The following is a 23,842-nucleotide window of genomic DNA, read 5'->3' as shown; positions in this document are numbered from 1 at the left end:
ATGGGTGGGACGAAAGTGTCAATGCTAGGATGAATATTCTGATTACTATTCAATAATAGCTAGGAAAGTATTGGTTTTTATCTGACTATTCCCTATAATGAAGTAGTATTCATTTTTTACATATAAGATTAGGTAAGGAAGTGTTGGAGTGAAAATTGTTATCGCACTTTTGCAGGTCGGGTTTTTATACATACTATTTCTAGCAGGAGAGTTTTTACAGGCGAAACTATCCATTCCTTTGCCTGGAAGCATTATCGGTTTGCTATTGTTATGGGGATTGTTATCGATCAAAGTTATCCCGCTTCGCTGGGTGGAAAAAGGGGCGTATGTATTTCTATCGACGTTGCCGCTTTATTTGATTCCAGCTACGGTTGGCGTCATGGATTATGGGCATGTTTTTGTTGGCAAAGGTAGTCTGCTGATCCTGATCACAATCGTCAGCACATTTATCACGATGGTCGTCGCAAGTTTGGTCAGTCAATCTATGGCTAAGCGTAATGTGAAAGAGGAGGGAACTCTTTCATGAATACTATAGTACTTGCCTTCACGATGATATGGTTAACGGTTATGCTTTACTTTTTGATGAATGCTGTCTACGTTAGGTTGCGTTCGCCATTTCTCGTACCTATTCTGACAACGACTATTGTAGTGATTGTCGTGTTATCGTTATTCCATGTGTCCTATGAAACATATATGGTAGGAGGCAAGTGGATCGATGCCTTACTTGGCCCTGCCATTGTCTCACTTTGTATTCCCCTTTATAAGCAGCGAGATATCATCAAGAAAAATCTGTTGCCAATCTTCGGTGGAGTCGTCGTGGGCGGAATTGTCGGGATGTTGACAGGTGTCTTAGCGGCGAGACTTGTTGGATTTTCAACTGAACTTTTAGCGAGTATTTTACCGAAATCTATTACTTCACCCATCGCGATGCAAATAGCAGAAGAACTTGGTGGCATACCTTCGCTAGCGACGGTATTAGTCATTATCGCAGGACTCGCTGGGATCCTGATGGGTCCATGGATCAATCGCTGGTTCAAGATTGATACAGCGATTGGTCAAGGTATTGGTCTCGGAGTGGGTGCGCACGCAATTGGAACTTCTAAAGCACTAGAATACGGAGAACAAACGGCTTCTATGAGTTCGGTTGCCATGACATTATCCGCGATTATCGGTGCACTTGCGGGGCCTTTATTCGGCATTTGGTTATTTCCATAGAAAAGCGGAATTCCTATTCAATTAGGAATCCCGCTTTTTTTAATGCTTCTTCTGCATCATGTAGTTGTTCTGCTCGTGGTGCCGAAATAGCGTGTAAATGAATGCCACTCTCATCCAAATTCAATAGATAAGGGGCTTGTGCCTGTTGGATCTGTTCGATGAATGTCTTCACTTCTTGTCGGTTCGATACCATGATGGATGCGCGCACATCACCATAAACAGGATGTTCTACACGGACATCTCTGACGGTTACTCCGTGATCGACTAAAATATGCAACTCTTCTTCTGTTTGATTAGGCGTATGTTTGCAGACGATGATTTTTTCCACATCTTTTACTTTTGTAGTTGACTGCGTGTATAAGTATCCTTGATTCGTCGCCATGATAGGTTCGTCTTTTGCTTTCAATAAATTAATATCACTGACGATTACTTGCCTGCTGACTTTTGTCAAATCACCTAGTTCTGCACCCGTTACGGGATGATTTGCATCTTTCAACGTCTGGAGAATCAAATCGCGGCGCTGTTCTCCTGCCACTTTTGTTTTCTTTCGCAAAACTCTCACCTGCTATCTATAAAATATCTATCGGGGTTTATGCAGTATGTGTCAATGCCGCCACTTCGAGCAACGCTTTTGCTAATAGAGTGACGTTTTCACTAGTCGATGTCTCACCAAATGAAATCCGAACAAACCCTTTCGCTGCGTGGGCGGGTATATTCATCGCGCTCATTGTCATAGATGACTGTTGCTGACCGACCTGACAAGCACTACCTGTCGACACCGCAAATCCTCTTCTATTTAATTCTAACATAATGAGCTGTCCTTCCGAGTGTTTGGCGCATAGACCAATAATTTGCGGAAGTTGTTCAGATGATCGGGGACTAGTATAGATAGTGAACAAATCTTGATGTATAGAAAGTATATTCATGAAGAGTGAGCGTAATGCGCGATACTTTGCTTCATTGATATTTGCCAGTTCAGCCGCTGTAACGAATGCTGCAATTCCTGGTACGTTCACCGTTCCACCTCTGAATCCTTTCTCTTGTGTAGCGCTTGGAAAGAGTGGGACAGCGCGTATGCGTGGATCGATATAGACTGCGCCAACACCTTTTGGGCCGTGCACTTTATGGCTAGATATCGACAAGCTGTCTACATATGGAGAGATGTCAAGCACAGATAATTTACCAAATGATTGTACACAGTCACTATGCAAATAAACGCCCTTCGGTTTTACTAATTCCGATATGAATCGGATGGGTTGAATGGTCCCAATTTCCGGATTACAATGCTGCACTGATACGACAGTCGTTTGTTCTGTAATAGCCTCTTCTAGTGCCTGTAAATCGATTATGCCTTTTGATGTAAAAGGGATCATTGTAATTTGGTAGCCTTGTCCTTCAAGATACGCTGCAGCTGAATGGAGGGAAGGGTGTTCAGCTGCAGAAAGAATAATATGCCGTCCTTTGTTCTTTGCCGACTCAGCCAAAGATACTAAGGCGAGCGTGTTACTTTCTGTACCGCCTGAAGTGAAGTATATCCCTTCAGAACGCACGCCAAGAAGTGTAGATAGCTGTTTTCTGCTATGGGTCAATACGTTTTGTGCAGCCCCTCCTGCATCGTGCAGGCTCGTCGTATTGCCAAATTGTTGTTGTGATACGGATACATAGACGGAAGCGGCTTCTTCACGAAGAGGCGTTGTGGCAGCGTAATCAAAGTAATGCAAATGAATGACCTCCTGCAATAAATAATATATTCATCTTGTCATACAACTGTATATATGTAAAGATAGATGTAAAGACACTCGAAAAAGAGAAAGGTTGTAGGAACGTAGATGAATAAAATCAAATTGGTCTCAATGCTCGAACAGTTTTTCATAGAAGACGTGGGAGATGGTGATCTGTCGGCTAATTCATTATTTCCTGCAGATGCGATAGGTGAAATGCAAATCATTTCTAAATCTTCAGGAGTGTTTTGCGGGGTAGATGTCATTACGACAGGTTTTCACGTGATGAATCCTTCAATAGAAGTCACATGTCTAGTGGAAGATGGCGAAAGAATAACAGACAGGCAAATACTCGCGATTGTAAAAGGTTCTGTTAGAAGTCTGTTGACTGCGGAGCGAGTAGTTCTAAATTGTATTCAGCGAATGACTGCGATTGCGACGAAAACCGCGGACCTAACGGCATTATTATCCGGAACGAAGACAAGAGTTTGTGATACACGAAAGACAGCGCCAGGACTTCGTATGCTAGATAAATATGCAGTTCGAACAGGCGGTGGATTTAATCATCGTAACGGCTTATATGACGCAGTGATGCTTAAGGATAATCATTTGGCGTATGCAGGTTCTATTACACATGCCGTGCAACTATTAAGATCACGATTAGGCCATACGGTAAAAATAGAAGTAGAAATCGAATCGCTAGCACAACTACAAGAAGCTGTTGAAGCCAATGCGGATATTATTATGTTTGATAACCGCACACCGAAAGAAATTACGGACTGGTTACCACTCGTACCTCCACATATCGTAACCGAAGTTTCGGGCATGATTACAGAAGACACGATTGCTTCTTATGGTAAGACAGGGATTGATTACATATCGGTTGGCGCGCTAACGCATTCCGTTATGGCGGCGGATATTAGCGCGACTATACAACTTACTACGCAGGAGGACTGAAGAATATGTCGATGATGGATCTTGTAAAAGAACAGGCAAACGCTATGTTGCCCGAACGGTATAAACACTACACGGTGACTGAAATGGAAGAAAAGATTCGCTCGATTAAGCAGACGCTAGGTGACAAATTGTTTATCCCTGGCCATCACTACCAGAAAAATGAAGTGATTCAATTTGCGGATGCGACAGGAGATTCTTTGCAATTAGCACAAATTTGCGCAGCAAACGAGCAAGCGGAACATATTGTCTTTTGTGGCGTGCACTTCATGGCAGAAACGGCAGATATTTTAACAATGGAAAATCAAAAAGTCTATTTACCCGATATGCGTGCGGGTTGTTCAATGGCCGATATGGCCGATATCTACCAGACGGAAAGAGCATGGCAAGACTTGCATGCGCGTTTTGGTGATACGATTCTTCCACTGACATACGTGAATTCGACGGCAGCGATCAAAGCATTTGTTGGTCGTCATGGTGGTGCAACAGTGACTTCGTCAAACGCTAAAGAAATCGTCCAATGGGCTTTCACGCAGAAAAAACGGATACTATTCTTACCTGACCAACATCTAGGGCGCAACACTGCATACGGACTTGGCGTGCCACTCGACCATATGGGGGTATGGAACCCCATTACAGATACTTTAGAATACGCTGGAGAAAACGAAGAGTGTCGAGTGATTTTATGGAAAGGACATTGCTCCGTTCATGAAAACTTCACGGTAGAAAATATTCGTCAGTTACGTGAAAATGATCCCGAGCGCCGAATTATCGTTCATCCCGAGTGTTCACATGAAGTCGTGATGAAATCTGATGACGACGGTTCCACAAAGTATATTATTGATCAAATTCAAGCCGCGGCTCCTGGAACGAAATGGGCGATCGGCACGGAAATGAATTTAGTCAACCGGTTGATGGAAAATCATCCTGATCAAGATATTATTTCACTAAATCCGTTAATGTGTCCTTGTTTGACAATGAACCGTATCGATCTACCGCATTTATTATGGAGTCTTGAAAGTATTGTGGAAGGTAAAGAGCAAAATATCATCAAAGTGGATGCAACTACTTCTGCAGATGCGATTGACGCGCTAGACCGTATGCTACAGCGAAAGTAACGAAGCAGTGCTTGACAATTACTCTGAATATTGTATGATTGGGGAAATGATATGGAACGTTGAAGAAGGACCAGTAGATAAATAGCATGTGTTAGAGAGCGGAATCCATCGGCTGGAAGTTTCCGTCGCAATGCCTTGTCGAACCTGCCTTTTGAGTCCTGTGAAAATACAGGCGCGCACCTTGGCGTTAGAAGGAAAGCGGGATTTGTGAAAATGAATCCAATGATGGTGGCACCGCGGAAGTTACGTCCTTTCGTCCTGATTTTATCGGGACGATTGGGCTTTTTTATTGTATAAAAGCAAATGATATGTAGAAACGGTAGGCGAATCCATATGAAAAGACAACGAATCGTTGTGAAAATCGGTAGCAGTTCGTTAACAAATGATAATGGAGAAATCGATCAGGTGAAATTCAATGATCATGTCGACGCGTTGGCGATGCTGAAAAACATCGGGCATGAAGTCATTGTCGTCTCGTCAGGAGCGGTGGCGGCAGGCTTTGCGCGTCTAGGCTATTCCTCCCGTCCGCAGACGATTAAAGGTAAACAAGCCGCTGCGGCAGTAGGACAGAGCTTATTAATACAATCCTATATCGAAAGGTTTAGCGTGCATAACGTCATACCGGCACAGATCTTATTGACGCGTCATGACTTTGCGGATCGTGATCGATACCGTAACGCATTTGCGGCGATGTCTGAACTACTTGACCGTGGCATTATGCCAATCATTAACGAAAACGATACGGTATCCATTGACGAGTTAACGTTCGGTGATAATGATATGTTATCTGCATTAGTCAGTGGTTTTCTACACGCGGATCAGTTGATTATTTTAACGGATGTCAACGGGATCTATACGAGTAACCCTCGAACAGATCCGGACGCTGTACGATTAACTAAATTGGAGGAAGTCACAGACGAATTGCTTGGTGGCGCTGATGATACGGGCTCAAAAGTCGGTACGGGCGGTATGCGTTCGAAGTTACTGGCGGCAAGAACTGCTCACACATTGGCCGTTCCCGTCTTCATTGGAACAGGCCGCGGTCCATCAAAATTGCTAGATATTTTAAAAGGTCACGGAGACGGTACGTATATTTCCAGTCCTGTTGCCCACACGATCAATACAAACCGCCAATGGATTGCCCTTCATTCCGAATCGACGGGACGTCTATACGTCGATAAAGGTGCCGAAGAGGCTATCGTGCATAATGGACGCAGTTTATTACCAGCTGGCGTGTTTAAAGTACAGGGGAACTTTGAGGTTGGGGAAGTAGTGGAAGTGTTCGGTTTAAATGGATTGATCGGGAAAGGTGAAGTCACTTATTCGTCTGAACAATTAAAACTAACGATTTCCGATAAGGATAAGCTGGAAGAATTCAAGCCGATGTTAGAAGTCATTCACCGTGACCGCTGGGTACAAGTATAATCATAGGGGAGGATTTATGATGAGTGAAATTAGAGATAAAGGTAAGGCTGCAAAAGAAGCGAGTATTATACTAAACGTGGCTACAACCGAAGAGAAAAACCAAGCATTGCAATTGATTGCCGATCAACTATTGGTAGAACAAGATCAATTACTAGCGGAGAATAAAAAAGATATTGAGGAAGGACGTGAAAAAGGAATCGATGATGCGGTACTCGATCGTATTTTATTGACGCCTGAGCGCATTGAAGCGATGGCGGAAGGTGTTCGTTTACTAGTTGACCTTAAAGATCCAATTGGAGAAACACTGGAAGAAATCCATAAGGAAAACGGTTTACATATTATCAAGAAGCGCGTGCCGATCGGTGTCATCGCCATGATTTATGAAGCGCGTCCGAATGTGACGATTGATGCAGCGTCCCTAGCATTGAAAACAGGAAACGCGGTCGTCTTGCGCGGAAGCTCTTCTGCTAAACATTCCAATTTAGCACTATGGCGTGTCATTCAACGCGGACTTGAAAAAAGTTCATTGCCAGTGGATTCTGTTCAATTAATTGAAGATACAAGCCGAGAAACGGCGAAAGAATTATTCACACTCAATGACTATTTAGATGTTTTAATCCCACGTGGTGGTGCGAAGTTAATTCAAACTGTGATCCGTGAATCTACAGTACCTGTAATTGAAACGGGTGCAGGGAATTGCCATGTATTCATCGACAAATCCGCCGACGCGAAAATGGCCATTGATATAGTCGTTAATGCTAAAACGCAACGTCCTTCGGTTTGTAACGCGATCGAAACGGTATTGATTGATTCCAACTGGTTAGCGCAACATGGGAAGAGTTTGATCAACGCATTGCAAGACCAAGATGTTCAAATACAAGGTGATGATCAGCTACAGGCATTTCATCCAGATGTCGTAGCTGTTGAACAAAATGATTGGTCAAGTGAATACTTGGACTTGACAGTACGCGTAAAGAGCGTGGAAAATGTACAGCAAGCACTAGATCATATTGCCACATACAGTACAAAGCATTCAGAATGCATTATTACACAGACGGATGCACATGCTGAGCAGTTTTTGAATAGCGTAGATGCGGCAGCTGTTTACGTCAATGCCTCCACTCGCTTTACGGATGGTTTTGAATTCGGTTATGGTGCAGAAATCGGTATTAGTACACAAAAGCTTCACGCAAGAGGTCCCATGGGATTAGAAGCATTGACTTCTTCCAAATTTGTAATTCGAGGAACCGGACAAATTAGATAATATGTAGGAGGGTTTATTTATGTCAACTGAAAAAAACATTTTACACTATGAAACTACCGCCCCAAAAGACAAGCCGGCAGGAGATGATCCACTTGCTTTCGGAACGATTTTTACTGATCACATGTTTGTGATGGATTATACAGATGGAACGGGATGGCATGATCCCCGTATTGAGCCGTACAAGCCGTTTCTTCTAGATCCAGCTGCAATCGTCTTGCATTATGGACAAACTGTTTTCGAAGGATTGAAAGCTTATTTGAATGAAGACAAAGAAGTAGTTTTATTCCGTCCAGAGGAAAATATGAAACGTTTGAATCGTTCAAATGATAGATTATGCATGCCGATGTTCGATGAGAAATTTGTGTTAAGTGCACTGAAAGAGTTGATTTCTCTTGATAAAGACTGGATTCCGGACAGACCAGGAACATCACTTTATGTGCGGCCATTCATTTTCGCGACGCAGCCTTATTTAGGGGTAGCACCGTCTAAAACATACCGTCTCATGATTATTTTATCCCCGGTAGGTCCGTACTATAAAGAAGGAGTCAACCCTGTTAAAATTGCAGTGGAGTCACAGTATGTCCGTGCAGCAGTGGGTGGTACAGGCTCTGCGAAAACAGCTGGTAACTATGCAGGCGCGATGAAAGCCCAAGAAGTGGCGGAAGCTGAAGGATATTCCCAAGTTCTATGGCTTGATGCAAAAGAACATCGCTATATCGAAGAAGTAGGAGCGATGAATGTATTCTTCAAAATCAATGGAGAAATCATCACGCCAAGCCTTAACGGTAGTATTTTAGAAGGCATCACGCGCAAGTCAGTTATCGAATTATTGATAGATTGGGATATTCCAGTAACAGAACGCAAAGTGTCGATCGAGGAAATTATGGAAGCTAATCGAGCAGGCACATTGGAAGAAGCATTCGGTACAGGAACGGCCGCTGTTATTTCTCCAATAGGTGAACTGTTCTTTGAAGGTGAAAAATGCGAGATCAATCATAATGAAATCGGTGAGCTTTCATTGAAGTTATACGAGACGATTACAGGTATCCAGACAGGTAAAGTGGAAGATCCGTTTAACTGGGTCGTGCCAGTAGACTAATTTTCCTCACAATTAAGGTGGAATGGACCGTGACAACTGCGTTGCTGTGAAGTACACTGTTAATAGTTTTGATTGAAGGGGAGTTTCCTGATGAACAAAAGTTTGATCGTTCTATTCCTGGCAGTACTGCTATTTACAGTGACAGGATGCGGAAAAACGTCTTCTGCCCCGTCGAGTGCGGAAGATTTATTGAAGAAAGCGGAACAAGCGATGGATGAATTGGAATCGGTCCATGCCAATATTGCGTATGACGAAAGTAGCGTCACATCCGATCCTGCAAAACGTACAAGCAAAAATGTACAAGTTCAGGCGGATATTGAACAGAATCCACTGAAAAGTTCAGAGGAAGTCGTCTGGAAAATTCCAAAACAAGGTGCGAAAAACATTGAATTATTCCGCCAAGGCAATCAATTGGCTATGCAAGAGACATTGGAAGAAAACAAGAGTGAATGGCAAGAGCTAACAGAAGAGCAACGCACGGAATTGCTCGGTGTGTGGGTGCCGTTTGCCTCTCCTGTAATGGACTTGTCGCTGTTAGAACCTTTTGTGCATGATGCAGAAATAGAAAAGATTGATTACGGCTATGCCGTGCAGTTTTCTTTATCACCTGCTGATTATCGTCAGTTGATGGAGGCTGTATCGGTGAATAGTCCACAACCAGAGAAATTTGTCCATAAGCATGGCGGGTTTCCTGTAGTGGAGAAGCTGGATGTAGAGCTGACGGTAAATGAAAAGACAATGTTTGTGACAGGCATGAAGATGTCTGCGAATGTCACGAGTTATTTTGGGCGGGATTATATCCGTTATAAACAAAAACTCGATGCAAAGTATAGTTATTTTAATGATATCGATACGATTTCCACACCAAAAGATGCAGAGATGTTCGAGTAATATAAAAATATCCACGCTGACCTACTAGAGGGGGCGTGGATTTTTTATGGTTTCTAACTATATTTCTACCGTGGACTCTTTTTTCCTTTGAATGATTGAAGCCGTTGGTGAATGGCGGCCATTCTTGTTTCCTCTCCTGCTTCTACAGGAGTGTAAAACTTAGAGTGTACTAGGCTGTCTGGTAAGTATTGCTGGTCTGTCCAACCACCGAATGTACCTACCGGTGTTGCGTGTGGATAGACGTAGCCACCATGACCGAGTGCAGCGGATCCGCTGTAGTGTGTGTCACGTAAATGCATCGGAATTTCGCCTGTTGGTTTTTCATGCAATGTTTTTGTAGCGGCATCGATCGCTTTGTAAGCAGAGTTTGATTTGGATGCTAAGCACATCTCTATAATGGCTGTAGCAAGTGGAATACGTGCTTCTGGCATGCCAAGACGCTGTGCGGCATCTGTAGCCGCGAGAACTCGGCTCCCGACATCAGGCGCCGCCAATCCAATATCTTCATAACTCATGACGAGCATGCGTCTAGTAACAGCAGTTAAGTCGCCGATTTCGAGTAATTGTGCTAAATAATAAAGCGCTGCATCGACATCACTTCCGCGTACACTTTTTTGTAAAGCGGATAATAAATTAAAATGATGCGATCCCTTTTTATCACCTAGTAAACTAATCCTAGTTAGTAATTGAGTGAGCAATGCATCTTCTATAATAATCTTACCGTCTTCTTCGTCACTTGCAGCAAGTAATGATTCTAAGAACGTTAAAGCTTTTCGTGCATCACCATTTACGCCTTCTGAAATTTTCTCGAGTTGTTCTGTAGTGATTTCGATCGTTTCCTTACCGAGTCCTTTTTTCTCGTCCTTCAACGTGCGCTCAAGTAATTCCAGTAAATCTTTTGGCTGCAATCGTTTCAACTGGACGATTTCCCCACAACGTGAACGAATAGCGGGATTGACGTCGTGGAATGGATTTTCCGTTGTCGCGCCAATCAAGACGATCGAACCGCTTTCTACGTGAGGAAGCAGTGTATCTTGCTGCAATTTATTGAAACGATGGATTTCATCTAAGAATAACAATACTTTACCTGTCATTCGGGCTTCTTTCACTACATCTTCTACATCTTTCTTACCTGCCACGGTCGCATTCAACGCAATGAAAGGCAGTTTTGACGTACCCGCAATTGCGTAGGCTAACGACGTTTTTCCGATACCTGGTTCACCATATAATAAAAGAGATGGGACATGCCCGTTCTTGATCATCCGATATAAGGGAGTATTTTTGCCGATGACGTGGTCTTGTCCGATCACTTCATCAATCGTCTCAGGCCGCATACGAAAAGCCAAAGGTTCATTATGCATGTACATCCTCCTAGCGTACGTTTGTTCTTTCATTATACCGTAAAACATTAGTGAAGTCATTTGCAAGAACCAGTGATACAATTATGCTATACTGATTTCAGCAATTTTAGTAAAGGACGATGCCCAATGAAAATATCCACTAAAGGACGATACGGACTTACAGTAATAGTAGAACTAGGACGAAAATATGGAGAGGGTCCTGTGCCTTTGCGTAAAATCGCAGAAGAGCAAAATCTCTCTGAAGCATATCTGGAACAACTAATACCACCTTTACGCAACAGCGGAATGGTGAAAAGTGTTCGCGGTGCCTACGGTGGCTATAAACTCGCAAAAGATCCTTCTGAAATTATGGCAGGAGACGTCATTCGTTTGCTTGAAGGGCCGATCCAATTAGTCGAAGGACTTGATGACGACGATATTCCGCAACGAGAACTATGGAAACGAATCGGAGACGCAATCCGAGGGGTATTAGATCATACGACAATCAAAGACTTAATTGAATTTGAAGATACGTCTACTGCTGATGAATACATGTTCTATATTTAAAGGAGTTTAGTTATGAAACCAGCTATATATTTAGACTATGCCGCTACGACACCGATGCATCCAGCCGTATTGGAGCGATTCACCACTGCGCTACGTGATACATATGGTAATCCTTCGAGTACGCATCAGTTTGGTCGTCACGCAAAGAAAGAGCTAGAAGATGCGCGTAAAACGCTCGCATCCTCGATCAATGCGTCACCCAATGAAATTATTGTTACTTCTGGAGGAACGGAAGCGGATAACTTGGCGATTTTTGGATACGTCCAGTCGTTGAATGTAGAAGGAAAACATATCATTACAACGAAAATTGAACATCACGCGGTGTTAAACCCGTGTAAACAACTGGAGTCACAAGGCTATAAAGTGACGTATCTATCACCTGACGATAATGGAGTCATTACCGCAGAACAAGTTCAGAATGCGTTAACAGATGAAACCATTTTAGTGTCCATCATGTACGGTAACAATGAAGTAGGGACGATTCAACCGATTGCAGAAATCGGCCAGTTGCTCTCTACACATCAGTCTGCTTTTCACACAGATGCGGTGCAAGCTTATGGTACATGCCAACTGGACGTCGAAGAACTGCAAGTCGATTTCTTATCGGTTTCAGCTCATAAAGTGAATGGACCTAAAGGGGTCGGTTTCCTGTATCAGCGAAATGGCAAGTTGCTGTCGAGCCAAGTACTCGGTGGTTCACAAGAGAAAAAACGACGCGCAGGTACTGAAAATGTGCCAGCTGTAATTGCATTTGCAGAAGCGGTCTCGATTGCCGAGCAAACCAAATTAGAAAAGCAAACAGCTTATTCTACGTATAAACAAAAAATGGCGGATGTCTTTGAAGAAAATCAAATCGATTTCCGACCGACTGTTCCCCACGCAGTAGAATCCTTACCACATATTTATCATGTATCGTTTCCAGGTACCGATGTGGAGACATTTTTGATGAGCTTGGATTTAGAAGGGGTAGCTGTCTCTAGTGGTTCTGCTTGTACTGCAGGGTCATTTGAACCATCACATGTCGTAACGGCGATGTTTGGTACGGAATCAGATAAAGCTAGAAACTCGATCCGCATCAGTTTCGGCTACGACTTGGATGAATTTATTATAGAAGAAGCAGCTAATCGAATCGCAAAAGTAGTCAAACGACTAGTGAAATGAATTCAGTAAAGGATGAACAATATGACAACGAAAAAAGCACCTGCCGATACACGTGTAGTCATTGGAATGTCAGGCGGAGTGGACTCTTCGGTTGCGGCATTACTCTTAAAACAGCAAGGCTATGAAGTGATCGGAATCTTTATGAAAAACTGGGATGATACCGACGAATCTGGACATTGTACCGCGACAGAAGATTTTGAAGACGTACGCAGTGTTTGTGATCAGATCGGCATTCCGTATTACTCTGTGAATTTTGAAAAGCAATATTGGGATAAAGTATTTACGTATTTCTTGGATGAATATAAAAAAGGTCGCACACCGAATCCCGACGTCATGTGTAATAAAGAAATCAAATTCAAAGCATTCCTCGAACACGCAAAAAGTCTAGGTGCCGATTATTTGGCAACTGGACATTATGCACAAGTCGTAGAACGCGAAAACGGTGTAGCGATGCTCCGTGGTGTAGACAATAATAAAGACCAAACATACTTCTTGAATCAATTGACACAGGAACAACTTCAGCAAGTAATGTTCCCTCTAGGTCATATGGAGAAAAGTGAAGTTCGTGAAATCGCAGAACAAGCAGGACTCGCAACAGCGAAGAAAAAAGATTCAACAGGAATCTGTTTCATCGGTGAGCGCAATTTCAAAGAATTCCTTGGGGAGTACTTACCTGCCCGTCCAGGCGAGATGCAGACGATGGACGGAGTGAAGATGGGCAAGCACGACGGACTCATGTACCACACAATTGGGCAACGTCATGGTCTAGGAATTGGCGGAGCTGGAGAACCTTGGTTTGCGGTCGGTAAAGACTTGGAGCGCAATGTGTTGCTAGTTGAACAAGGCTTCTACCACGACACACTATTCTCAACGAGTTTACAAGCAACGGATATGAATATTTGTTCACCGAAAGAATTACCGGAGACATTCACTTGTACAGCTAAATTCCGTTATCGTCAGCCGGATACTAAAGTAACTGTGCAGTTGTCTGGTAACGAAGCGATTGTGACTTTTGATGAACCTGTTCGTGCGGTCACGCCTGGACAAGCTGTCGTGCTGTATGACGGTGATGAGTGCCTAGGTGGCGGAACAATCAACGAAGTATTTAAAGACGGCAAGAAACTGACATACGTAGGATAAGGAGGCAATAGCATGTCGATTCATCAAAATGCGATTAAAGAAATGCAAGAAGGCAATTATGAGAAAGCGATCGAGCTTTTCATGAAAGCAGTAGAAGAAAATCCACAAGAGCCTACAGGCTATATCAATATCGGAAATATTTTTGCGTCACTTGGAGATGCTGAGCAGGCGGAACCGTTTTTCCAAAAAGCATTAACGCTTGACGAAAATGCCGGAACCGCTTTTTATGGACTGGCAAATCTATATTACAACCAAGAACGCTTTGAAGAGGCAGCAAAATTATATGAAAAAGCGATCAATACAGGTTTAGACTCTGCAGATGCGTATTTCATGCTCGGTAAAAGTATGGAACAAGCAGGTAATGACCGTTTGGCTTTGCCCTATTTGCAGCGTGCCGTTGAATTGAATTCTGATGATCAGGAAATTGCATTGTCCTATGGGATTTTACTAGCTAAGCTCGAGCTATTTAAAGAGGCGAAGCCTGTATTTGAATCCATTTTGGCAGTAGCTCCAGAACATGCGGATAGCCATTATAATTTGGGTGTTTTATATGCAGTATCAACAGAAGACAAAGCAAGTGCACTGTCACACTTAAAACAAGCATTCACTGCAGAACCTGACCATACACAGGCGCGTTACTTATTCGATATGATCAAGCTTGGAGAACAAGGCGAGTAATACATTAGCAGAAAAGGAGGGAGCCCCTTCGATGAATGAAACAGAACCATATCTAATCGGCAGGCCGGTCGTGACGATTTTCCATAATACGACGAATCTATTTTCCATCGTCAAGCTAAAAGTCACTTCCACCAATACCGATTACCGCGACAGTGAAATAGTGATCAAAGGGTCATTCCCTCCTTTAGTTGCGGAAGAAGATTATAAATTTACGGGTCGACTTGTCAATCATCCGGTGCATGGACAGCAGTTCGACGTGCAGACGTTTTCGAAAGAGTTGCCTGCGACAGAAGCAGGTTTAATCCTGTATCTATCTGGTGATTTATTTCCTGGAATCGGAAAGAAAACAGCTAGTGATATTGTCAAGACACTCGGCAATAACGTCATCCAGAAAATTCTTGAAGATCGCAGTGTTCTGGATCAAATCCCGCGTTTAAGTGACGAGCGGAAAGACACGCTCGTTTCCGTCCTACAGGAAAATTTAGGACTTGAGCGTACAATGGTGCAACTAAATGAATGGGGCTTCGGTCCGCAAATAGCTATGCGTATATATCAAGCATATCAAGATGAGGCCATCACGATTCTAACGGAAAATCCATATCGTTTAATTAAAGAAATTGAAGGGATCGGCTTTCAACGTGCAGACGATCTCGCCAAGCAACTCGGGCTCGTAGGAGATCATCCTGCCCGTATTAAGGCAGCTGTTTATTACAGCGTACATAGTGAAGTACAGTCAGCAGGACATGTCTACGTAGAGTCAGAGCTAATCTTACCTCAAGCGAAGCAGCTACTTGAATCGAGTCAGGCACATATCATCTCGTACGACTCGATCACTCAAGCCGTAATTGAACTTGTCGAAGAAGGCACTCTGTCTGCTGAAATGCAGCGTCTCTACTTACCCTCTCTTTATTTTTCAGAAATTGGTATTGCCGCTAAGGTCAATAAAATTCTTGAAAATGAAGTCGCAGAACAATTTCCTGCTTCTGAAATTAGAAAAGCTATTGGTGAAATAGAGGAACGTTTGGAAGTGCAGTATGCCGAAACGCAAGTCGAGGCAATAGAACGAGCCCTTCATTCTTCATTGCTCGTTTTAACAGGTGGACCAGGAACAGGGAAAACAACCGTCATAAGAGGCTTAGTTGAGGCGTATGCAGAGCTGCATGGCATCTCACTTGACCTCGAAGAGTATGCACGTAAAAAAGAACCGTTTCCGATCATTTTGGCAGCCCCTACCGGACGCGCGGCGAAGCGCATGTCCGAATCAACCGGATTACCTGCTATGACGATCCATCGTCTACTCGGATTTACGGGTCAGGACGCGGAAGAAGAGATGGAGCGGGAAGTAGATGGAAATCTCATCATCATTGATGAAACTTCCATGGTCGATACGTGGCTCATGCATCAGCTGTTAAAAGCTGTTCGCAACGATGCACAGTTATTATTCGTTGGGGACCAAGACCAACTACCTTCTGTAGGACCTGGACAAGTGTTACATGATTTCATGCAGTCAGGAAAAATTCCGGTTGTTGAACTGACCGATATTTTCCGACAAAGTGAAGGCTCAACCATCATCGAAATGGCCCATATGATCAAGCAAAAAGAATGGACGATGGATGTCACGAAGAAGACGTCGGATCGCTCATTTATTAGAGCGTCAAGTGATCAAATTTTGCCTGCGGTCAAACAAATTATCCAAAACGCCACATCCAAAGGGCATTCCATTAAAGACATTCAAGTGTTGGCACCGATGTACAAAGGTCCAGCAGGCATAGATGGTTTGAATAAAATGATACAAGAAGTGACGAATCCACCTGCAGAGGGTAGAAAAGAAATGGTCTTCGGTGAAACGACGTATCGCATCGGAGATAAAGTGCTGCAACTCGTCAACCAACCGGAAAGCAACGTCTTTAACGGGGATATGGGGGAAGTCGTTGCCATAATGTTAGCGAAAGAAACTACGGACAAAAAAGCGATCATGGTGGTCTCCTATGACGGCAATGAAGTGCAGTACGAGCGAAGTGATTTAAATCAGTTAACACTTGCGTATTGTTGTTCGATCCATAAATCCCAAGGTAGTGAATTTCCGATTGTCGTCATGCCAATTGTCAGAAGTCAGCGTAAAATGTTGCGTCGTAATCTGCTTTATACAGGGATTACGCGTGCGAAGAACTTCTTAATCCTGTGCGGTGAAGCAGAAGAATTTAAAGCGGGTATTGCGCGCACCGACGAAACTGAGCGGCAGACGACGTTACAAGAACGCATAACTGGGGAAACACAAGAAGCTCAGACACTACAAACGGTGGAAACTATCTCACTCGGTGCAGCACCAGTAAAAGTGACGGTTGAACCACAAGACATGTCGCAAGCGAAGCTAACGATGGACAATTTTACTGCAATTGATCCGCTTATTGGCATGAACAATGTGTCACCATTCGACTTTCTTGAAGTGACTGATTGACAAAGCGAGAGAACTTTCCTATAATTCGTTTAGAAATAATGAAAAACGTTGAAGGAACAAGTACCTGTTTATTCTGTGTCATAGAAAAGAGCTTCTTGGCTGAAAAAGCTCTCTCAGATTTACAGCGAACGCTATTCCGAAGTTGCAGGCTAATCCCTGCCGTCTTGCCGCGTTAAGGCAACTCGAGATACCGCGTCATGCGGTAATTAGGGTGGTACCGCGATCAATGAAACCTTCGCCCCTTTATACAAGGGGTGGAGTTTTTTTAATTTTAGGAGGAGCAAAACGATGAGAAAACTTACGGCATCTGAAATTCGCCAAATGTTTTTAGACTATTTTCAAGAGTACGGGCATAATGTAGAACCATCAGCTGCATTAGTGCCAGTTGATGACGCATCACTGCTATGGATCAACAGTGGAGTTGCTACATTGAAGAAATACTTTGATGGACGAGTGATTCCTGAAAACCCGCGGATTGCTAATGCACAAAAATCGATCCGCACAAACGATATTGAAAATGTCGGCTATACAGCACGTCATCATACGTTCTTTGAAATGCTCGGCAACTTTTCTATTGGTGATTATTTCAAAGAAGAAGCCATTATTCGTGCGTGGGATTTCCTGACAAATGAACAATGGATCGGTTTTGATCCGGAACGCTTGTCAGTTACCATCCATCCGGAAGATGAAGAAGCGTACGCAATCTGGAAAGATCAGATTGGTATTCCGGTAGAACGTATTATTCGTCTCGAAGGGAACTTCTGGGATATCGGTGAAGGTCCAAGTGGTCCGAACTCCGAAATCTTCTACGATCGCGGACCAAGTTACGGTGACGATTTCTCAGATCCTGAATTATATCCAGGTGGAGAAAACGAACGCTATTTGGAAATCTGGAACTTAGTATTCTCTGAGTTCAATCACAATCCTGATCACACGTATACACCGCTTCCGAAGAAAAACATTGATACAGGAATGGGTCTTGAGCGCATGGCATCAGTTATCCAAGACGTGCCTACGAACTTCGATACGGACTTGTTCTTACCGATCATTGAAGCGGTAGAAAATGTCTCAGGCAGAAAGTACGGAGAAACGACTCAAGCAGACACAGCGTTTAAAGTAATTTCGGATCATATTCGCACAGTAGCATTCGCTATTGGAGACGGAGCACTTCCTTCCAATGAAGGCCGTGGCTATGTTCTGCGCCGTCTATTAAGAAGAGCAGTTCGTTTTGCGAAACAACTAGGCATTGATAAGCCGTTTATGTACATGCTAGTGCCAATTGTTGGGGATATCATGAAAGACTTCTACCCTGAAGTTCATGATAAACAAGCCTTCATTATGAAAGTCGTGAAAAACGAAGAAGATCGTTTCCACGAAACCTTGCATGACGGTATGGCGATTCTTACAACGATCATTGAAAAGGCAAAAGCTTCAGGCTTGCCAATCGTTTCAGGCAGCGACGCGTTCAAACTCTATGACACATACGGATTCCCGTTTGAACTAACAGAGGAATTCGCTCTCGAAGAAGATGTGGCAGTCGATCGTATCGGGTTTGACGAAGAAATGGCTGCACAACGAAATCGTGCACGTGCTGCGCGCGCAACATCGGACTCTATGCATGTTCAATCCGGTATCCTTGGTGAAGTACATGAAGCGAGTGAATTCATTGGCTATGGCCAACTAGAAACCACTGCAATCGTCAGTGTCCTTATTCAAGATGGACAACGTATCGCACATGCATCTGAAGGAGAAACAGTACAAATCATTTTGGATCAAACTCCGTTCTATGCAGAAAGTGGCGGTCAAGTGGCTGATAAAGGAACGATCTCAAACGAATCGTTCACAGCGGAAGTTCGCGACGTCAAAAAAGCGCCTAATGGACAAAACTTACATACGGTCTTCATCAGTTCAGGTGAATTGAATGAAGGCGTATCCGTTAGTGCAAAAGTGGACGGGTTCTCACGCAATCTAACAGTCAAGAACCATACGGCTACACACTTATTGCACCGCGCATTGAAAGATGTTCTCGGTGAACATGTCAATCAAGCAGGTTCATATGTTGGTCCGGATCGTCTTCGTTTTGACTTCTCCCATTTTGGACAAGTCACAAAAGAAGAACTCGAGCGTATCGAATTCCAGGTCAATGAACAAATTTGGGCAGGTACTCCTGTCAATACCATCATTTCACCGATAGCAGAAGCAAAAGAAATGGGTGCGATGGCATTGTTCGGTGAAAAGTATGGCGACATTGTTCGTGTTGTCAAAGTCGGTGACTACTCAGTTGAGCTATGTGGAGGATGTCATGTTCGTAACACGTCAGACATCAACGTATTCAAAATCGTTTCTGAAGGCGGCATTGGAGCAGGCACACGACGTATTGAGGCTTTCACAGGTGGACAAGCATTCCGTTCATTTAAAGAAGATCAAGCGGTCATCGATCAAGTAGCAGCAACTGCAAAAGCTACACCGAAAACAGTCATCACGAAAGTCGAGTCGATTCTTGCTGACTTTAAAGAACTTCAACGTGAAAATGAATCACTGCAAGCGAAGATGGGCAACAGCCAATTGGCGAGTGTCCTGGAAACAGCTCAGCAGATCGAAGATATTACAGTCATTTCTGCAAATGTAGAAGTGAAAGACAATAACGGTTTACGTCAATTGATTGATGAAATGAAACAAAAAACTTCCAAAGGCGTCATTGTACTTGGTACAGTAACAGATGGGAAAGTTATGCTGGCCGCTGGCGTTACCGATGATTTAAAAGGTGGTAACTACCACGCAGGTAAAATCGTCAATCATGTTGCGTCACTTTGTGGCGGAAAAGGCGGCGGACGTCCGGACATGGCGATGGCCGGGGCGAAAGATGCGTCAAAACTTGATGATGCGCTTCAATCCGTGTATGATTATGTAAAATCTGTTTAACCATTATGTAGAGCGATGAATCATAAAATGTAGATACATGTAACTAGTTAATTTCCATTCGGGTGAATAAAGTACATGCCTATAGGAAAGAGCCAGACTAGAACGAATTTGAACGGTGGTTGATCCACAAATCTATTTACTATGTATATTTTGACGGTAGATCGTTATAGACATAAATGGAAATCGGAAAGCGGGGTGTCGAGTATGAATTCGTCCGATGAAACGATGAAGTTTAACTTTCCTGAAGAATCAATGGAGGAAGAAGTCAAAACAGTCATGCTCCACGTTTACAAATCATTAGAAGAAAAAGGTTACAATCCAATTAACCAGATGGTTGGTTACTTACTATCTGGTGATCCAGCCTACATTCCACGCCACGAAGATGCGCGTAGTCTGATTCGGAAACTGGAACGGGACGAGATTCTAGAAGAATTAGTGAAGTTCTATATCCGAGAAAATAGAGGTAAAACAGAATGAGAACTATGGGATTGGATGTTGGCACGAAGACCGTTGGGGTTGCGATAAGCGATAGCCTCGGTTGGACAGCCCAAGGAATCGAAACTATCAAAATTGATGAAGCGGTAGGTTCTTTCGGGATGAAACGTGTCAAACAATTGACAGAAGAATACGAAGTGACGGAGTTTGTCGTCGGGTATCCTAAGAATATGAATAATACGATTGGGCCCCGTGGAGAAGCATCCGAACAATATGCGGAGAAATTACGCGAAAAATTCGGTTTACCTGTCGTTTTATGGGATGAACGATTAACTACTATGGCTGCTGAACGCGTCTTAATTGAAGCGGATGTCAGTCGTAAAAAACGTAAGTCGGTCATAGATAAAATGGCAGCTGTCATGATTTTACAAGGTTATTTGGATTCACAAAAAAACTAGAGGTGATTAAACAATGGAACACGGACAAGAAACAATGACAATCGTAGATGAGAACGGCGAAGAACACGTATGTGAGGTAATTTTAACATTTGATTCAAAAGAATATGAAAGATCATATGTACTTTATCATGTTTTAGATGGCGAAGAGAGAGACGATGACGAGGAAGTTGAAATCCATGCTTCTGCTTTCATTCCAACTGAAGAAGGACAAGATGGCGGATCACTTCTTGAAATCGAATCTGATGAAGAATGGGATATGATCGAAGAAGTATTGAACACATTCCTAGAAGAAGAAGACGAGTAAGCGATAATATCATGTGACGGGCGGAATGGTGCTGACCGTTCCGTCTTTTTTAATGGATTTATCTATAGCGGAAGAAGAGGTGAGGCTTGTGGAAAAAGAGCCCCAGAGAAAAAAAGATGTCATGTTTGAACGTATGTTAGAACAGAAGGAAGAAGTGAGAACCGTTAGAAAAATAGTGCTTTGGATTGTGGCAGTCGTATTGGTTGTAGGGATAGTTGGAGGTTTTTCGGTCTATACATACATAAAAAGTGCGTTAGAACCTGTTGATCCAGATTCGGAAAAAATTGTTGAAGTAGAAATTCCGATAGGTTCAGGTTTGGATATGATTTCAGAAAAACTGGAAGAGTCCGGGATTATTAAAAATGCTCGGATCTTCAAATACTATGCAAAAGTAAACAATGAAGCAGATTTTCAGGCTGGCACGTATGGATTAACACAGTCTATGACACCAGATGAATTGATTAAGAGCCTGAAAACAGGCGTGGTCTACCGCACACCGGCATTTACACTTACGATTCCGGAAGGGTTAACGATAGATCAAATTGCAGAAAGAACAAGCAAAAAGACGACGATTACTAAAGAGCAGTTTATGGAGTATGTAACGAATGAACAAGTCATTCAAGAATATATGGAGAAATATCCAGAAGTCATAACAAAAGAAATTCTGAATGAGAATATACGTTATGCACTTGAAGGTTATCTATTCCCTGCCACTTATCCGTTCTTTGAGGAAAAGCCTACAGTGAAAGAAGTGGTCGATACGATGGTGGATGCCACCGTACAGAACGTGATACCGTATAAAGCGTATTGGGCGGAGGAAGGCAAAAACCGTTCAGTGCATAAAATGCTAACGTTTGCCTCGCTGTTAGAAAAAGAAGCAACTGGTCAAACGGATCGCGAAACGATTGCGAGCGTCTTCAATAATCGTATTGAGCAAGGGATGCCGTTACAGACAGATCCAACCGTTTTATATGCATTAGGAGAACACAAAGCCCGCGTCATGAATGAGGACCTGAAAGTGGATAATATCTATAATACGTATAAGAATAAAGGATTGCCGCCAGGACCTATTGCGAATGCCGGAACTGCTTCGCTCCAGGCAACAGTAGAACCATCCAAGACGGGATACTTGTTCTTCTTGGCAGATAAAAATGGCAAGAATTACTTTGCTAAAACGTATGAAGAACATCTTAAGAACAAAGCAAAGTATATCGACAGCCAATATAAATAATACGTCGTAAAGGGGAACTAGATATGACGGACTACAATGCGTATATTAGCCGCTTTGCGGAAGTAAAAGAGCCACTCGTCCTAGAAATGGAGCACTACGCCGCAGAGAATCGTGTGCCAATCATGGATGATACAGGCTTATATACATTAATTGGGCTGCTGCAAATCCAGCAGCCGAAACGTATTCTCGAAATCGGAAGCGCGATCGGCTATTCGGCTATTCGATTGGCGAAAGCTTTTCCCGATGCTGTAATTTATACGATTGAGCGCGATGCAGAACGGTATGAGAAAGCGGTCGAACATATTGAGCGCAGTGGACTGCAAGAGCGTATTACAATCATTCAGGGTGACGCACTCGAGTTAGATGAGGCCGAGTTACCACAAGAACCATTTGACACACTGTTCATTGATGCAGCCAAAGGGCAATATCGAAAGTTTTTCGACAAATATAGCCCGCTCGTCGGTCCCGCAGGTGTTATCTATTGTGATAATATGTTTATGCATGGTATGGTGCTGTTGGAAGATGGAGACATACCAAAACGCAACCGGACAATGATCCGAAATTTGCAACAATTCACGAGCTGGGCAATGCAAAACAATCACTATGAAACGTCACTAGTACCTATAGGTGACGGCATCTTAATAGCTGTGAAAAAAGAATAAACAGTAGGAAACAAAGGGGAATCACTGTGAAGAAAAAACCTGTCGTAATTGGTATTACCGGTGGTTCTGGTTCCGGTAAGACTAGTGTCACCAAAAAGATACATGAAGTATTTCAAGGTCATTCTGTCGTCGTCATTGAACAAGATGATTACTATAAAGACCAATCGCATTTAGCACTTGAAGAAAGATTAAAAACGAACTATGATCACCCATTAGCATTCGATACTGACCTACTAATTCAGCATATCCACCAGTTGATCAATAGACAAGCAATCGAAAAGCCGACATATGATTACACATTGCATACTCGTTCAGCTGAAAAAGTAACTGTAGATTCACAAGATGTCATCATTCTTGAAGGTATCTTAGTGTTGGAAGATGAACGATTGCGGGATCTAATGGATATCAAGCTATTTGTTGATACGGATTCTGATATACGTATTATTCGTCGGATTTTACGGGATATTCATGACCGTGGACGTACAGTAGATTCTGTCGTCGAGCAATACGTTACGGTTGTGCGTCCGATGCATAATCAATTTATTGAGCCGACAAAAAAGTATGCTAATATAATCATTCCTGAAGGCGGCGAGAATGCGGTCGCAATCGATTTGATGGTAACGAAGATAAAAACAATTCTTGCTTCTGTTGACGAAGTATAATATGATGATGACATAATTTTAAATTAATTCAGCATCTGCCAGTGTTTGTATAGTATAAATAGGATGCATGCAAGACAAGCAAGGGCTTTTTTTCGTCCAGTTTAGAATGAGGAACGGAAAAAAGTATAGTTAAAACT

23 protein-coding genes and 1 other annotated feature are annotated in these 23,842 nt (G+C 43.0%); of the genes, 20 read left to right on the top strand and 3 right to left on the bottom strand.

Going from position 1 to position 23,842, the window contains the following annotated elements:
• The first annotated feature begins 148 nt into the window (after positions 1–148).
• Positions 149–526 (top strand): CidA/LrgA family holin-like protein, encoded by a 378-nt coding sequence (locus CSV68_RS03025; protein ID WP_099634214.1) that lies wholly within the window; start codon positions 149–151, stop codon positions 524–526.
• Positions 523–1,215 carry an LrgB family protein gene (locus CSV68_RS03020; RefSeq protein ID WP_099661428.1) on the top strand — a complete coding sequence of 231 codons (693 nt, stop codon included), beginning with the start codon at positions 523–525 and terminating at the stop codon, positions 1,213–1,215. The genes CSV68_RS03025 and CSV68_RS03020 overlap by 4 nt, the downstream gene beginning before the upstream one ends.
• Positions 1,216–1,228: 13 nt before the next feature.
• On the opposite strand, the gene CSV68_RS03015 is transcribed toward CSV68_RS03020, so the two are convergent.
• Together CSV68_RS03015 and CSV68_RS03010 are read right to left on the bottom strand one after the other, a co-directional pair.
• Positions 1,229–1,768, bottom strand: a complete 540-nt coding sequence (locus CSV68_RS03015) for a transcription repressor NadR (RefSeq protein WP_099634212.1) — start codon at positions 1,766–1,768, stop codon at positions 1,229–1,231.
• Between the two features lie 37 nt (positions 1,769–1,805).
• Positions 1,806–2,936: an IscS subfamily cysteine desulfurase gene (locus CSV68_RS03010; protein ID WP_099661427.1), complete on the bottom strand. Its 1,131-nt coding sequence runs from the start codon at positions 2,934–2,936 to the stop codon at positions 1,806–1,808.
• A gap of 108 nt (positions 2,937–3,044) precedes the next feature.
• Between CSV68_RS03010 and nadC the strand changes: the two genes are divergently transcribed.
• The 6 genes from nadC (at position 3,045) to CSV68_RS02980 (ending at position 9,687) form a co-directional block, all read left to right on the top strand.
• Entirely contained in the window at positions 3,045–3,893 is an 849-nt protein-coding gene (gene nadC, locus CSV68_RS03005) for a carboxylating nicotinate-nucleotide diphosphorylase (protein WP_099661426.1), read from the top strand.
• A gap of 5 nt (positions 3,894–3,898) precedes the next feature.
• On the top strand, positions 3,899–5,008 hold the full coding sequence (gene nadA / locus CSV68_RS03000; RefSeq protein WP_099634209.1) for a quinolinate synthase NadA: 1,110 nt from the start codon (positions 3,899–3,901) through the stop codon (positions 5,006–5,008).
• A 333-nt stretch (positions 5,009–5,341) separates the two neighbouring features.
• Positions 5,342–6,433: a glutamate 5-kinase gene (proB, locus tag CSV68_RS02995; RefSeq protein WP_099661425.1), complete on the top strand. Its 1,092-nt coding sequence runs from the start codon at positions 5,342–5,344 to the stop codon at positions 6,431–6,433.
• A gap of 19 nt (positions 6,434–6,452) precedes the next feature.
• The gene (locus tag CSV68_RS02990; RefSeq protein ID WP_099661424.1) at positions 6,453–7,697 is read left to right on the top strand and encodes a glutamate-5-semialdehyde dehydrogenase; all 1,245 of its coding nucleotides are present in this window, start codon (positions 6,453–6,455) and stop codon (positions 7,695–7,697) included.
• A gap of 19 nt (positions 7,698–7,716) precedes the next feature.
• Complete coding sequence (locus CSV68_RS02985; protein WP_099634206.1) at positions 7,717–8,796, top strand: branched-chain amino acid aminotransferase; 1,080 nt, start codon at positions 7,717–7,719, stop codon at positions 8,794–8,796.
• 90 nt (positions 8,797–8,886) lie between these two features.
• A complete protein-coding gene (locus tag CSV68_RS02980; RefSeq protein WP_099661423.1) occupies positions 8,887–9,687 on the top strand; it encodes a DUF6612 family protein in 801 nt (266 codons plus the stop codon).
• A 65-nt stretch (positions 9,688–9,752) separates the two neighbouring features.
• On the opposite strand, the gene CSV68_RS02975 is transcribed toward CSV68_RS02980, so the two are convergent.
• Positions 9,753–11,048, bottom strand: a complete 1,296-nt coding sequence (locus CSV68_RS02975; protein WP_099661422.1) for a replication-associated recombination protein A — start codon at positions 11,046–11,048, stop codon at positions 9,753–9,755.
• Between the two features lie 126 nt (positions 11,049–11,174).
• Between CSV68_RS02975 and cymR the strand changes: the two genes are divergently transcribed.
• From cymR to udk, 12 genes are all read left to right on the top strand, one after another.
• Positions 11,175–11,594 carry a cysteine metabolism transcriptional regulator CymR gene (cymR, locus tag CSV68_RS02970; RefSeq protein ID WP_029054640.1) on the top strand — a complete coding sequence of 140 codons (420 nt, stop codon included), beginning with the start codon at positions 11,175–11,177 and terminating at the stop codon, positions 11,592–11,594.
• 12 nt (positions 11,595–11,606) lie between these two features.
• Positions 11,607–12,755: a cysteine desulfurase family protein gene (locus tag CSV68_RS02965; RefSeq protein WP_099661421.1), complete on the top strand. Its 1,149-nt coding sequence runs from the start codon at positions 11,607–11,609 to the stop codon at positions 12,753–12,755.
• Positions 12,756–12,776: 21 nt separating this feature from the next.
• Positions 12,777–13,895 carry a tRNA 2-thiouridine(34) synthase MnmA gene (mnmA, locus tag CSV68_RS02960; RefSeq protein WP_099634202.1) on the top strand — a complete coding sequence of 373 codons (1,119 nt, stop codon included), beginning with the start codon at positions 12,777–12,779 and terminating at the stop codon, positions 13,893–13,895.
• 12 nt (positions 13,896–13,907) lie between these two features.
• Positions 13,908–14,573, top strand: coding sequence for a tetratricopeptide repeat protein (locus CSV68_RS02955; RefSeq protein WP_099661420.1), 666 nt, complete (start codon positions 13,908–13,910; stop codon positions 14,571–14,573).
• A 31-nt stretch (positions 14,574–14,604) separates the two neighbouring features.
• Positions 14,605–17,031, top strand: a complete 2,427-nt coding sequence (recD2, locus tag CSV68_RS02950; RefSeq protein WP_099661419.1) for an SF1B family DNA helicase RecD2 — start codon at positions 14,605–14,607, stop codon at positions 17,029–17,031.
• 39 nt (positions 17,032–17,070) lie between these two features.
• Positions 17,071–17,277: a binding site (T-box leader), on the top strand.
• Between the two features lie 42 nt (positions 17,278–17,319).
• Positions 17,320–19,953 (top strand): alanine--tRNA ligase, encoded by a 2,634-nt coding sequence (gene alaS, locus CSV68_RS02945; RefSeq protein ID WP_099661418.1) that lies wholly within the window; start codon positions 17,320–17,322, stop codon positions 19,951–19,953.
• Between the two features lie 204 nt (positions 19,954–20,157).
• Positions 20,158–20,430: an IreB family regulatory phosphoprotein gene (locus CSV68_RS02940; protein ID WP_029054646.1), complete on the top strand. Its 273-nt coding sequence runs from the start codon at positions 20,158–20,160 to the stop codon at positions 20,428–20,430.
• On the top strand, positions 20,427–20,846 hold the full coding sequence (gene ruvX, locus CSV68_RS02935) for a Holliday junction resolvase RuvX (RefSeq protein WP_099661417.1): 420 nt from the start codon (positions 20,427–20,429) through the stop codon (positions 20,844–20,846). Before CSV68_RS02940 ends, ruvX begins: the two co-directional genes overlap by 4 nt.
• A 13-nt stretch (positions 20,847–20,859) precedes the next feature.
• On the top strand, positions 20,860–21,150 hold the full coding sequence (locus CSV68_RS02930; RefSeq protein ID WP_099634197.1) for a DUF1292 domain-containing protein: 291 nt from the start codon (positions 20,860–20,862) through the stop codon (positions 21,148–21,150).
• A gap of 121 nt (positions 21,151–21,271) precedes the next feature.
• Positions 21,272–22,381: an endolytic transglycosylase MltG gene (gene mltG / locus CSV68_RS02925; RefSeq protein ID WP_233192853.1), complete on the top strand. Its 1,110-nt coding sequence runs from the start codon at positions 21,272–21,274 to the stop codon at positions 22,379–22,381.
• A gap of 23 nt (positions 22,382–22,404) precedes the next feature.
• Positions 22,405–23,043 (top strand): O-methyltransferase, encoded by a 639-nt coding sequence (locus CSV68_RS02920; RefSeq protein ID WP_099634196.1) that lies wholly within the window; start codon positions 22,405–22,407, stop codon positions 23,041–23,043.
• Positions 23,044–23,063: 20 nt separating this feature from the next.
• Positions 23,064–23,705 (top strand): uridine kinase, encoded by a 642-nt coding sequence (udk, locus tag CSV68_RS02915; RefSeq protein ID WP_158233024.1) that lies wholly within the window; start codon positions 23,064–23,066, stop codon positions 23,703–23,705.
• The last annotated feature ends 137 nt before the right edge of the window (positions 23,706–23,842 follow it).

The organism is Sporosarcina sp. P29, from assembly GCF_002743265.1.
GTDB lineage: Bacteria > Bacillota > Bacilli > Bacillales_A > Planococcaceae > Sporosarcina.
Note: the sequence above shows the minus strand (reverse complement) of the source record. Positions and strands in the feature narration are given on the sequence as shown.